The organism is Cyanobium sp. ATX-6F1, from assembly GCF_047395825.1.
GTDB lineage: Bacteria > Cyanobacteriota > Cyanobacteriia > PCC-6307 > Cyanobiaceae > ATX-6F1.
The window spans coordinates 34,539-46,948 of sequence record NZ_JBCEBF010000003.1; the positions used below are offsets into that span (position 1 = coordinate 34,539).

The following is a 12,410-nucleotide window of genomic DNA, read 5'->3' on the forward strand; positions in this document are numbered from 1 at the left end:
GTTCTTTATTGAAAGGTTTTGTGCTTCTTACAGGCTCAGCTGGCTGAGCTGCCGATCAACGGGGAGTAACGATCCTTTTCGGGGATGTCGGCGAACTCGGAGACGATGGCCCTGAACTCATCGCCATCGAGGGTTTCCTTTTCGATTAGCAGCTCCACCAGCCGGTCCATGGCTTCGCGGTGCTCGGCCACAAGTTTCAGGGTTGCTTGGTAGGACTCTTGAACGATGCCACGCACCGCCTCGTCGATCTTGCTGGTGATCGAATCGGAGGCATCGCTGCGGGTCATCAGATCGCGTCCCAGAAACACCTCCTGATTACCGGCCTCAAGGGAGACCGGGCCTAGATCGCTCATGCCGAAACGGGTCACCATCTGGCGTGCCATTGAAGCCACCTGCTGGATGTCGCCGCCGGCTCCGGTGGTCACTTCAGCGTGACCGAAGACCACATCCTCGGCGGCTCGGCCCCCCAGGGCCCCCATGATCCGGGCCTTCAGTTGGGCACGGCTCACCAGCATCTGCTCCTCGTCAGGGGAGAACCAGGTGAGACCCTGGGCCTGGCCACGGGGAATCAAGGTGACCTTCTGCACCGGGTCGTGGTGCTTGACCAGGGTTCCCACCAGGGCATGGCCGACCTCGTGATACGCGATCAGGCGCTTGCTGCGACCGTCGGTGAGGGGCTTGCCCTCCATGCCGGCGATCACTCGATCCACGGCGTCGTCAATTTCGGCAAGGGTCGTGGCCTCCTTGCGCCGGCGGGCGGTGAGGATCGCCGCCTCGTTCAGCAGGTTCGCCAGGTCGGCGCCGGTGAACCCAGGGGTGCGGCGGGCCACCGCTTCGAGTGATACGTCGGCGGCCAGCTTCTTGTTGCGCGCGTGCACGTTGAGAATCGAAAGCCGTCCTTTGATGTCCGGGGCATCCACGCCCACCTGACGGTCGAAGCGGCCTGGACGCATCAGCGCCGAATCGAGCACGTCGGCGCGGTTGGTGGCGGCAATGATGATGATGCCGCTGTTCCCCTCAAAGCCATCCATCTCGGTGAGAAGTTGGTTGAGGGTCTGCTCGCGCTCGTCGTTGCCGCCACCGATGCCAGCACCCCGCTGGCGGCCCACGGCGTCGATTTCATCGATGAAGATCAGGCAGGGGCTGTTCTCCTTGGCCCGCTTGAACAGATCGCGCACGCGGCTGGCGCCGACGCCAACGAACATCTCCACGAATTCGGAGCCCGACAAGGAGAAGAAAGGCACCCCGGCCTCTCCGGCAATCGCTTTGGCCAGCAGTGTTTTGCCCGTACCCGGCGGGCCCACCAGCAGCACACCCTTGGGGATCTTGGCGCCCACGGAGGTGAAACGCTCGGGGGTCTTCAGGAACGTGACCACCTCCTGCAGATCCTGTTTGGCCTCCTCCACGCCGGCCACATCGTCGAATTTGACCCCGGTGTCCGCCTCCATGGCGAAACGGGCCTTGGTCTTGCCGAATTGCATAGCCTGGCCGGGGCCCCCGGGCATGCCGGAGGAGCGGCGGGCCAGGAAGATCAACGCACCGATCAGCAGCAGGGGGAAGAGCAGGTTGCCGGCGATCCCCAATAGGGGCGGCGTGGTGCGGGGCGGGTGCACGTCGAAACTGATGCCTTGATCCTTGAACTGGTTGATCAGATCGGGGGAGAGGCCGGGTAGATCTACGCGCAGTCGCTGCACGCGATTGTCCAGGTCGGGATCGATCGCCTCCACGACGGCGCTGCGGCCTCCCTCGTAGACATCCACCGCGGTGACCCGGCCGGCCTCGATGTAGTCAAGGAAGCGTCCGTAACTCATCCGAGCCACGGCGGTGTTGCGGGCGGCCACTCGGGCACTGCCGGCGCTGGGATTGCCACCGGGAGTGAATCGAGCGAGTCCCCCTGGCCCAGCAGCTGCCAACCGAGAAAGACCGCTACGGCGAGCGGGAGCAGCCAAAGGGCGATCAGGCGCCAGCGCTGGTTCATGGAGAGGGCTGATTTTGCTGAACTTTAAGAGCCCCTCCGCCGCCGCTGTGGTGGGCTGGTCTCGATCAGCTCCGCAGTCCGCCCACCACTTCTGCCACTGACACTCTCTTCAAGGCTGGGGGCTTCGCTCTCCGGTGCTTCGATCGTCAGATCCACCGCCTCGAGGGATTCCAGCAGGCTGGGCCCTCCCAGGTCGTAGGTCCAGATTTCCACCACGCAGCCTTCGGGTGCATTGAAGCTCAGCAGTTCGAAGGGAAAGACCACCCGTTCCAGGTAGAACTCCTGGGGCCCGCAGCAGCGGATGATCACCATGCGGTCGCTGGAGTTGCGATAACCGCACGAAAGCAGCGCCAAGGGATGATCCTCATCAGGGTTCGACCATCTAGCCACCAAGGCTGAACATGCTTGGTGACGAGTTTGACGGTTTCAACTTCTTAAGGGTTTCTCAAGGGATTCCGGCAGCGCGGCGTCACACCAGGCCCGAGCTCCGATCAGAGGCTGCGCAGAGCCGTGATCGGATCCAGCCGGGCCGCCCGGCGGGCGGGCACCACACCGAAGAACAGGCCGATCGATCCGGAAAGCCCGACGGTGAACAGAACACTGCCGGCACTGATTGCCGCGGGCAGCGCCGTGAAACGGCTGACGCCAGCTATGGCCGTCAGGCCCACCGCGCTGCCGATGACCCCACCGAGGACCGCCAGCACCAAGGACTCCACCAGGAACTGCAGCAGCACATCGCTGCTGCGCGCCCCCACCGCCTTGCGCAACCCGATCTCCTCGGTGCGTTCGCTCACCGATACCAACATGATGTTCATGATTCCAATACCGCCCACCAGCAGCGACACCCCACCGATGGCCGCCAGCATCAGGGTCAGGCCGCCGGTGATGGTGCCCACGATCGCCAGGGCGTCCTTTTGAGAACGTACGGCGAAGTCGTCTTCGCGAAGAATCTTGTGCCGCTGGCGCAGCAGGTTGGTGATCTGAAATTTGGCCGCGTTGGTGCTGGCTTCGTCGCGGGCTTCCACACTGATGAAACTCAGGGTCACCCCGAAGCTGGGGTCGCGGCCACTGAGCTTGCTCACCATGGTGGTGAGAGGGATGTAAGCGGCCTCATCGGGGTTGGAGCCGAAGGCGCCACCTTTTGGCGCCATGACGCCGATCACCTCGAAGGCCTGATCGCGGATGCGGATGCTGCGGCCGATGGAGGAGCCTCCGGAGGGCAGCAGCTTGTCGCGGAGATCGGGGCCGATCACGGCCACGTTGCGGGCCGACTGAAGGTCTTTCTCAGTCAGGAATCGGCCTTGGGCGACGTCGAAACGCCGCACACTCAGGAAATCAGGGGTGATTCCGGAAATGGTGGCATTGGCGGTGTTGGAGCCGGCCTGCACCACCTCGTTGAGGGTCACCTGCGGTGCCACCCGCCGAATGCTCGGCACCTGCTGGGCAATCGCCTCCGCGTCTTCCAACACCAGGGTCTTGGGGGTGTCGATCCCCTGGCGGCGCGTGTCGTTGTTGCCGGGCACGATGAACAGCACGTTCGCGCCAAGGGTGTTGAGCTGACCCTCAGCCAGGTTCTGGGCCCCGGTGCCCACCCCCACCAAGGTGATCACCGAGGCGTTGCCGATCACGATGCCCAGCATGGTGAGCAGGCTTCGCAGCCGATTGGCCCTCAGGGTGCTGAGGGCCATGGACACCGTTTCCCGCAGGGGGAGTTGGACGGCCACGGGCTAGGCCCAGGTGGCGCTGTTGTCCGACGCGACGATGCCCACCTTGACCAGATCGGTGGAGCCGCTGACGCCGGTAAGGGTGCCGGCGGTCTGAACCACCAGATCCCCTTCCTGCAGCAGGCCCAGGTCCTGCGCCACATCCATGGCCTGGGAGAAGGTGCCGCTGGTGGAGTCCTGGGCGAGGATCAACAACGGGTTCACCCCCCAGACAAGCTGCAATTGCCGCGCCACTTTCTCCTCACTGGTGATCGCCAGGATCGGGGTGGCCGGCCGGAACTTACTCACATTACGGGCGGTGGAGCCGCTCTTGGTGAGGGGCAGGATCGCCGCCGCACCGAGCTGGCGGGCGATGCTGCTGACGGCCTGGCTGATGGCATTGGGAATGGTGCTGGCGATGTGACTGTCGAGGGTGCGCAGGGGGTAATCACGCTCGATTCTCCGGGCGATCTGGGCCATGGTCGCCACCGCCTCCACCGGGTAGTCGCCGACGGCGGTCTCGTTGGAGAGCATCACGGCGTCGGTGCCATCGAGGATGGCGTTGGCCACATCGCTCACCTCGGCGCGGGTGGGCCGGGGGCAGCTCGCCATGCTGTCGAGCATCTGGGTTGCCGTGATGATCGGGATCCCCAGGCTGTTGGACTTGCGGATCAGTTCCTTCTGCAGCAGCGGCACCTCTTCGGCGGGCATCTCCACCCCCAGATCGCCCCGGGCCACCATCACGCCGTCACAGAGCGGGAGGATCGCGTCGATCTGATCGATCGCTTCGAATTTCTCGATCTTGGCGATCACCGGGGTGGTGTGGCCATGGCTGCGGATCAGATCACGGATCTCCTCCATGTCGGAGGGATTGCGCACGAAGCTGAGTGCCACCCAGTCCACGCCCTGGGCCAGACCGAAGGCCAGATCCTCACGATCCTTGGGGGTCATCGCCCGGATCGAGAGCTGAACGTCGGGGAAGTTGACGCCTTTGTTATTGGAGAGCACCCCGCCAACGGTGACGCGGCAGTGGAGTGTCTGCTGGGGCTGGTCGATCGACTCCACCACCATTTCCACCCGGCCGTCATCGAGGAGGATCCGGCAGCCTTCCACCACTTCTTCGGCCAGCTTGTCGTAGGTGACCGTGGCAATCGACTGGTTGCAGGCCACCTCACGGGAGGTGAGGCTGAAAGGGTCGCCGCTGGCCAGGGTGATCGGGCCGGATTCGAAGCGCCCCAGGCGGATCTTCGGGCCCTGGAGATCCTGAAGGATGCCGATATGGATCCCCAGCTCGGCCGCCACCTGGCGGATGGTGACGATCCGGGCCGCGTGGTCGGCGTGGTCGCCATGGGAGAAGTTCAGCCGGAAGGTGGTGGCGCCCGCCAGAACCAGTTGCTTGAGCCGCTCGGCGGACTCGGTGGCGGGGCCGATGGTGGCCACGATCTTTGTGCGCCGCGTCAGATCGGGCTGGGCCATCAGAAGGGCCAAAGGATTTTGCGGAAACTACCATCCGGCGAGGCCTTTGCTGCCATCACCTCCCTATGGATCTTGACGCCTATCAGCGCCAGGCGCGCCAGACCGCCCGTTACCCCGAGGTGGGCTCCAACCCCATCTACCCCACCCTCGGCCTTTGCGGTGAGGCGGGTGAGGTGGCCGATAAGGTCAAGAAGGTGCTGCGGGATCGACAGGGGGTGTTCGATGCCTCGGTGCTCGACGGACTCAAGCTGGAGCTGGGGGATGTCCTTTGGTATGTGGCCCAATTGGCGAGCGAGCTGGGCTTCAGCCTCGAGGAGATCGGCCAGGCCAACCTGAGCAAACTGGCCGATCGCGCCGCCCGCGACGCCATCTCCGGTAGCGGCGATCACCGTTGACACTTAGGATTGGCACTACGTATTGATTTCTTGGAACCGCTGCTGGCGCTCCCCTCTGAGCGAGGTTTCGATGTCCTCGGAGGACTCGAAGGTACGTTATGCGCCCTGTTGGCGGTCCTGGAAGCGCGCGACAGCGTCACCTACGTTCATTCGCAGCGGATGGCGGATCTTTCAGCCGCCCTCGCGATCGAACTAGGGCTCAATTCCCAGGATGCTTTGAGCATCCGTGTTGGAGCATTACTCCACGACATCGGCATGATCGCCCTTCCCATCGACATCCTCAGCAAGCCCCGGGAATTGTCGATCTCTGAACTCGCCGCCGTCACCGGCCATCCCCTCACCGGCTATGCGGTGCTGCGCAACATCCCCCTGCCGCTGTCGATGAACCTGGCCGTGCTCCAGCACCATGAGCGGCTCGACGGCAGTGGCTATCCCCATGGGCTCAAGGGCCAGGCCATCTGCCAGGCCGCCCGCATCCTGGCGGTGGCCGACACGGTGGAGGCGATGGTCAGCGAGCGGCCCTATCGGGACGCCCCAGGCCTGGACGCGGCGCTTGATTTGATCGAACAGGGGAAACATCGATTGTTCGATTCCAAAGTGGTCGAAGCCTGCTGTCGGCTCTTCCTCGATAAGGACTATGCCTTCCCGGAATCGTTTCCCTCCTACCTGAATCCGGAATCGTCGGATTCGAGCAATTCCGCTGGCGAGCGCGCCAGTGGCGGGGCAGAGCGGCCCCTGTTCTGATCGACCCCATGCTCTCGGTCGCCCCCGCCGCGCTCCTGGCCCGCCTCAGGAGCTTGCACCTGTCCACCCTGGCTTGGCTGGTGACCCTGAGCCTTGTCTTGATGGTGGTCCTGGGGCAGGCGGCGCCAGTGGCTGCCGCCGATCTCCGGGTGAGCGGTGTCACCCTGGAGCCTTGTCCGGCCAACGATGTGGGGACCCAGCCGGAGCTTCGCCGCGAGACGGAGGCCCGCTGTTATGCCCTGCGCGGGCAGGTGTTCAACCCAGGCTCTCGCCCGGTGGTCGACACCGATGTCTTTGCCTTGATCCTTGATGCCAGCGGCGAACCCGTGCTGCCCAACCGCTCACGGGTGGGCTCCATCGGTGATGTGCCCCCCGGCGAATCGGAATTCGCCCTGCGGCTGGCGGTGCCCCCTGGCACCCCGGGGCCGTTCCGCTTCAGCAACGTCAAAGCCCGGGGTTTCAGCGCCCCGGTGCGCCGCAGGGCGGGCGCCGATGATGAGCTGCTGCCGCTCGAGGAGCAGCTGATGGGCGGAGCGATCGAGGCTCCACCGACTTAGTTGTGATTGGCCAGGAGACTGTTCAGCTGACGATTCGCGCTGAGCCCGTCAGGCTCAGCAGGTCCTTGAAGCCAATCAAAGCGATGCAACCTTCGCTGCCGCACTCCCGGCCAAGGCGTTGCTTAGTTCGTGGTGAGGCCCTTGTCCAGGCACAGTTCCCAGGCTGGATCCAGCTGTGCCGATCACAAGTCGAAAGCTCTGGCGCAGAACCACAACCAGCGCAGCTCAACGATGCAGTTGGAACGGGCGCGCCTTAAATCCAAGGAGGCCCGACATCATCTGATGTGCCCTTGCGCAAGGCCTTCTGGGGGCAAATAATGACGGAGAGGATCTTGAGAGCAGGATGGACCATCAAGATTTGACCATCGGTTGGTCCCCATGACTGATTCCAGTCAGCGCCACCCAAGGCGTCACAAGCGCAATCCGATGCCCAGTTCAGTGGGCCTGGCTTATGAGTTCCATCTCCAAAGAGGTGGGGTTCATCACGGAGAGGTCTGGGACCTCAGTGCCGGTGGAGCTTGCCTGACCCTGCCTGGCAGGAAGCTCATTCAGATCGATTCGCCGGGGTTGCTGTTCATTCAACATCCCTTTCAGCATGAAGGCGTGAAACTTCTGGCTCATGCATGCTGGACGCAGTCCAGTTCAAGCATCACCTTTTTTGGACTGGTCTTCAGCGAAGGTCCTCTGAAAAAGGGCACTTTCCTCGATGATTACATGCGCGGATCCTGGGTGGATCGCATGGCTGTTCGTCAACTCGATCAGGCGGCTTGAATCTCAGCCGCTGATGAGGAAAGGGTCGATGTCAAAGACTTTGCTATCCACAGAACGGGGGAGCCCCATCCTGCGGCTCGCGGCTGGGCAGCCTGATCGGACATGAGAACTAGCCGAGGCCGCCGCCGATCAGGGAGGCACTCAGCCCCCCCAACAAGGACTGCGCCACGTTGAGGGCAATGAAGGCGATGATCGCCGAGAGATCAAGTCCCCCCAGGGGCGGGATCAGGCCCCGGAACGCATTCAAGTAAGGGTCGGTGATCGAGCTCACCGTCGAGAGCACCGGGTTGCTCCAATCGAGATTCGGGAACCAACTGAGCAGTACCCGAACCAAGAGGATCAAGGTGTAGATGCTCAATGTCTGGGCCAGCACGTTGAGCAAAAGGCTCAGGGCTTCCATGGGGCGCGATCCAATGTCATCCGACTCTATGCAGCCTTCGCCCAATCGTGCAGGCCCTCAAGCCTTTCCTGGACGGCTTCGGCGTCCAGGGTCTGGGGTTGGCCCTGTTCAGCGGACACCGAGGCTTCTGGGGCCGCAGGGGCCTGGCCTTTGGGGTCGTCGGCCTTGATGGCGAAGGTGCGGTGAAATTTTTCGCTCAATGTGAGCCAGGAGGAGCGACCGTCGCTCTGCCGACGGCGCTCGATGAACCCCTGGGCCAGCAGCTCCTTGATGTGGTCGTAGGCCCCAGAGCCCCTGAGTTCCACCAGCTCCGATTGCAGCAGGCGTTTCTTGAGGGCGATCGTGGCCAGGGTGCGCAGGGAGGCGGTGGAGAGATCCACCGGCAGCAGGTTCTGCACCAGATCCCCGAGGCTTTCGCGCAGCTGCAGGCTGAAGCGCGGGCCCTCCTGGCGGATCTCCAGGGCCGTGTCCCGGTGGGCGTAGTCGGCCATCAAGGTGATCAGGGCCAGCTCCACGTCCCCACGGCCGACGCCGGCGATCTCCGCCAGTTCCCCGGGGCTCAACGGTCGCCCCTTCAGATAGAGGATCGCCTCGAGGTGGGCCGGGAGGGAGAGGAATTCGCTGGGCATGGGTCAGCGCCAGCAGGGCTGGTCCGCACCGTACCGCAGGCGAACCGACTCAGGCCAGTGCGGGCCTGGGCGCGGAGTTCGGTCCGAGGAACAACCGGTAGGCGGGGTTGTTGGTCTCATCCCAGTGGCGGTAGGCGAGGCCCTCCAGGAAGCTGCCCCAGGCCTGGCGATCCAGGGCGCTCACCTGCACTCCCACCACGATCCGGCCCACATCCGCACCGTGGTTGCGGTAATGGAAAATGCTGATCGTCCAGTTGGGGTGCAGGGCGTTGACGAAGGCCATCAGGGCCCCGGGTCGCTCAGGGAACTCAAAACGGTAAAGAAGTTCCTGGACCTGCCCACCTGCGGAGCCTGCCCCCTCCGCCACCGGCAACCGGCCCCCCACCATGTGGCGCAGGTGCAGCTTGGCCAGTTCGTTGCCGCTCAGGTCGAGGCAGGGGAACCCGGCTGCCTCCAGCTCCGCCGCCAGGCGTTGGTTGTCGTCGTGGCCCTTGATCTGCACCCCCATGAAGATGTGGGCGGTCCGGGAATCGGCCATGCGATAGCTGAATTCCGTGAGACTGCGGGAACCCAGCACCTCGCAGAGGCGCCTCAGGCTGCCGGGCTGCTCGGGGATTTCCACCGCCAGCATGGCCTCGCGTTCCTCCCCCAGCTCGGCCCGTTCGGCCACGAAGCGCAGGCGGTCGAAGTTCATGTTGGCGCCACAGGCCACGGCCACCAGGGTCTTGCCCAAGAGCCCCCGCCGCAGCACATCCGCCTTCAGCCCCGCCACCGACAGGGCACCGGCGGGTTCGAGGATCGAACGGGTGTCTTCAAAGACGTCCTTGATGGCTGCGCAGATCTCATCGGTGTTCACCGTCACCATGGCGTCCACGTACTTCTGGGCCAGGGCGAAGGTGTGCTCCCCCACCCGGTGAACGGCCACGCCATCGGCGAACAGGCCCACCTGCTCAAGACTGACCCGCTCGCCCGCCGCCAGGGAGCGGGTCATGGCATCGGCGTCGACGGGTTCCACCCCGATCACCTCCACCTGGGGCCAGAGGCTTTTCACATAGGCGGCGATGCCGGCGATCAGCCCGCCGCCGCCCACAGCCACGTAGATGGCATCGGGGGTGGAGCACTGGCGAAGAATTTCCAGCCCAATCGTGCCCTGGCCGGCGATCACCTCGGGGTCATCGAAGGGGTGGATGAAGCTGAGGCCTCGCTCCAGCTCCAGGCGCCTGGCCTCGGTGTAGGCCGCGTCATAGGTGTCGCCGTGCAGCACCACCTCGGCGCCGCGGGCGGCCACGGAACGCACCTTCATTTCCGGTGTGGTGACCGGCATCACGATCACGGCCGTGCAGCCGAGTTTCTGGGCCGCCAGGGCCACCCCCTGGGCATGGTTGCCGGCGCTGGCGGCAATCACACCCCGGGCGCGCTCGGTCGCCGAGAGGCCCACCATCTTGTTGTAGGCGCCGCGCAGCTTGAACGAGAAGACCGGCTGGAGGTCTTCCCGTTTCAGCAGCACCTTGTTGGCCAGTCGGGCGGAGAGGTTGGGGGCGGGATCGAGGGGAGATTCGATCGCCACGTCGTAGACCCTGGCCCTCAGGATCCGCTGCAGGTAGTCGCTCATCACGCCAGTGTGCCAAGGGCCCGTCACTCCCTCTCGAAACGGTGACTCTTGCTCCCGAGGCCCCTGAGAGAGGCCCTAGATTGACTGAATCGGAACGGTCGCGCATGCATCTCAGTGAGCTGAGCCATCCGAATCAGTTGCATGGGCTCAGCGTTGCTGAACTCGAGGCGATCGCCCGCCAGATTCGCGAGAAACATCTGGAGGTGGTCTCCACCAGCGGCGGTCACCTGGGCCCTGGTCTGGGGGTGGTGGAGCTCACCTTGGCCCTCTACCAAACCCTTGACCTCGACCACGACCGGGTGGTCTGGGATGTGGGGCACCAGGCTTACCCCCACAAGCTGATCACCGGCCGCTACAACCAATTCCACACCCTGCGCCAGCGCTCGGGTGTGGCGGGCTATCTCAAACGCTCCGAGAGTCGTTTCGATCATTTCGGCGCCGGCCACGCCTCCACCAGCATTTCGGCCGCCCTGGGCATGGCCCTGGCCCGCGACCGCCGGGGCGAGGAGTTCAAGTGCGTGGCTGTGATCGGCGATGGGGCCCTCACCGGCGGCATGGCCCTCGAGGCGATCAACCACGCCGGTCACCTGCCCCACACCAGGTTGCTGGTGGTCCTCAACGACAACGACATGTCGATCAGCCCACCGGTGGGGGCCCTTTCCACTTACCTCAACCGCATGCGGCTGAGTCCGCCGGTGCAATTCCTCTCCGGGAACGCCGAGGAGGCGATCAAGCACCTTCCCTTCCTGCACGGGGAGCTCCCCAGCGAGCTCAAGACCCTCAAAGAGAGCATGAAGCGGTTAGCGGTGCCGAAGGTTGGCGCGGTGTTCGAGGAGCTGGGCTTCACCTACATGGGCCCGATCGATGGTCACAACATCGCCGAGATGGTGCGCACCTTCCAGGCGGCCCATCGCAGCGAGGGGCCGGTGCTGGTGCATGTGGCCACCACCAAGGGCAAGGGCTACCCCTACGCCGAGGCCGATCAGGTGGGCTACCACGCCCAGTCGGCCTTCGATCTGAAAACCGGCAAGGCCTTCCCCTCCAGCAAGCCCAAGCCCCCGAGCTACAGCAAGGTCTTCGGCCAGACCCTGGTCAAGATCTGCGAGCAGGACCCCACTGTGGTCGGCATCACCGCCGCCATGGCCACCGGCACGGGCCTCGATCTGCTGGAGAAGTCCCTGCCGAAGCAGTACTTCGACGTGGGCATCGCCGAGCAGCACGCCGTCACCATGGCCGCCGGCATGGCCACCGCCGGCCTCAAGCCCGTGGTGGCGATCTACAGCACCTTCCTGCAGCGTGCTTTCGACCAGCTCATCCACGATGTGGGGATTCAGAAGCTGCCGGTCACCTTCGTGCTCGATCGGGCGGGCATCGTCGGGGCCGATGGCCCCACCCACCAGGGCCAGTACGACATCAGCTACCTGCGGGCCATCCCCAACTTCACGGTCATGGCCCCCAAGGACGAGGCCGAGCTGCAGCGCATGTTGGTGACGTCCATTCAGCACAGCGGCCCCTGCGCGATCCGCTTCCCCCGCGGCGAGGGCGAAGGGGTTCCGCTCATGGAGGAGGGTTGGGAGCCCCTGGAGATCGGCCGGGCTGAGCAGCTCGCCGATGGTGATGATCTCTTGATCGTGGCCTACGGGTCCATGGTGGCGCCGGCCATGGCCACTGCTGGGCTCCTCCAGGAGCAGGGGGTGAGGGCCTCGGTGATCAATGCCCGTTTCCTGCGGCCCCTCGATGAGGCCCTGATCGCTCCCATGGCCCGGCGCATCGGTCGGCTGGTGACCATGGAAGAAGGCGCCCTGGCCGGTGGTTTCGGTGCCGCGGTGGTGGAGGCTCTCAGTGATCTGGAGGTGCTTGTGCCCACCTTGCGCATCGGTATCCCTGATCAACTCGTCGACCACGCCAGCCCGGACCAGAGCAAGCAGGCCCTGGGGCTCACACCGCCGCAGATGGCCGACCGCATCCTGGAGCGCTTCGGGGCCGCAATCCGCCGTCAGCCTCTCGCCGTTTGAACCTGGCTCCAGCGTTCCGCTGCCAGGTGCTGGTGGTGGGATCCGGACCAGGGGGAGCTGATCTGGCCCGGCGCCTGGCCCGTGCCCAGGTGGAGGTGTTGCTGGTGGACCGCTTGCCGGACCTCAGCCA

10 protein-coding genes and 3 pseudogenes are annotated in these 12,410 nt (G+C 64.7%); 6 read left to right on the top strand and 7 right to left on the bottom strand.

All coding sequences use genetic code 11. The features are described 5' to 3' along the window. Positions 1-35: 35 nt before the first annotated feature. From ftsH to pyk, 4 genes and pseudogenes are all read right to left on the bottom strand, one after another. Positions 36-1,978 (bottom strand): annotated as a pseudogene (ftsH, locus tag AAF143_RS11555) (ATP-dependent zinc metalloprotease FtsH). A 24-nt stretch (positions 1,979-2,002) separates the two neighbouring features. Then, positions 2,003-2,332 (bottom strand): DUF1830 domain-containing protein, encoded by a 330-nt coding sequence (locus AAF143_RS11560; RefSeq protein WP_414027070.1) that lies wholly within the window; start codon positions 2,330-2,332, stop codon positions 2,003-2,005. 137 nt (positions 2,333-2,469) lie between these two features. Further along, positions 2,470-3,702 (bottom strand): ABC transporter permease, encoded by a 1,233-nt coding sequence (locus AAF143_RS11565; protein ID WP_255007377.1) that lies wholly within the window; start codon positions 3,700-3,702, stop codon positions 2,470-2,472. A 27-nt stretch (positions 3,703-3,729) separates the two neighbouring features. Beyond that, a pseudogene (gene pyk, locus AAF143_RS11570) lies at positions 3,730-5,157 on the bottom strand (pyruvate kinase); the annotation flags it as partial. A 65-nt stretch (positions 5,158-5,222) separates the two neighbouring features. Here pyk and AAF143_RS11575 point away from each other — a divergent pair. The 4 genes from AAF143_RS11575 to AAF143_RS11590 all read left to right on the top strand — a co-directional run bounded on the left by AAF143_RS11575 (position 5,223) and on the right by AAF143_RS11590 (position 7,624). After that, positions 5,223-5,552, top strand: a complete 330-nt coding sequence (locus AAF143_RS11575; protein ID WP_255007379.1) for a nucleoside triphosphate pyrophosphohydrolase family protein — start codon at positions 5,223-5,225, stop codon at positions 5,550-5,552. Between the two features lie 108 nt (positions 5,553-5,660). Then, entirely contained in the window at positions 5,661-6,296 is a 636-nt protein-coding gene (locus AAF143_RS11580) for an HD-GYP domain-containing protein (protein ID WP_255007734.1), read from the top strand. Positions 6,297-6,397: 101 nt separating this feature from the next. Beyond that, the gene (locus AAF143_RS11585) at positions 6,398-6,853 is read left to right on the top strand and encodes a hypothetical protein (RefSeq protein WP_409995623.1); all 456 of its coding nucleotides are present in this window, start codon (positions 6,398-6,400) and stop codon (positions 6,851-6,853) included. Positions 6,854-7,231: 378 nt separating this feature from the next. Continuing rightward, positions 7,232-7,624, top strand: a complete 393-nt coding sequence (locus AAF143_RS11590; protein WP_255007381.1) for a PilZ domain-containing protein — start codon at positions 7,232-7,234, stop codon at positions 7,622-7,624. Positions 7,625-7,733: 109 nt separating this feature from the next. Here AAF143_RS11590 and AAF143_RS11595 read toward each other — a convergent pair whose 3' ends face one another. The 3 genes from AAF143_RS11595 to ilvA are packed head-to-tail and all read right to left on the bottom strand — an operon-like array spanning position 7,734 to position 10,265. Then, complete coding sequence (locus AAF143_RS11595) at positions 7,734-8,024, bottom strand: YggT family protein (protein WP_255007382.1); 291 nt, start codon at positions 8,022-8,024, stop codon at positions 7,734-7,736. A gap of 26 nt (positions 8,025-8,050) precedes the next feature. Then, complete coding sequence (gene scpB / locus AAF143_RS11600; protein ID WP_255007383.1) at positions 8,051-8,653, bottom strand: SMC-Scp complex subunit ScpB; 603 nt, start codon at positions 8,651-8,653, stop codon at positions 8,051-8,053. Positions 8,654-8,702: 49 nt separating this feature from the next. Next, on the bottom strand, positions 8,703-10,265 hold the full coding sequence (gene ilvA, locus AAF143_RS11605) for a threonine ammonia-lyase, biosynthetic (RefSeq protein ID WP_414027071.1): 1,563 nt from the start codon (positions 10,263-10,265) through the stop codon (positions 8,703-8,705). Positions 10,266-10,369: 104 nt separating this feature from the next. Between ilvA and dxs the strand changes: the two genes are divergently transcribed. After that, on the top strand, positions 10,370-12,280 hold the full coding sequence (dxs, locus tag AAF143_RS11610; protein ID WP_255007386.1) for a 1-deoxy-D-xylulose-5-phosphate synthase: 1,911 nt from the start codon (positions 10,370-10,372) through the stop codon (positions 12,278-12,280). A 35-nt stretch (positions 12,281-12,315) separates the two neighbouring features. After that, a pseudogene (locus tag AAF143_RS11615) lies at positions 12,316-12,375 on the top strand (hypothetical protein); the annotation flags it as partial. Between the last annotated feature and the right edge of the window lie 35 nt (positions 12,376-12,410).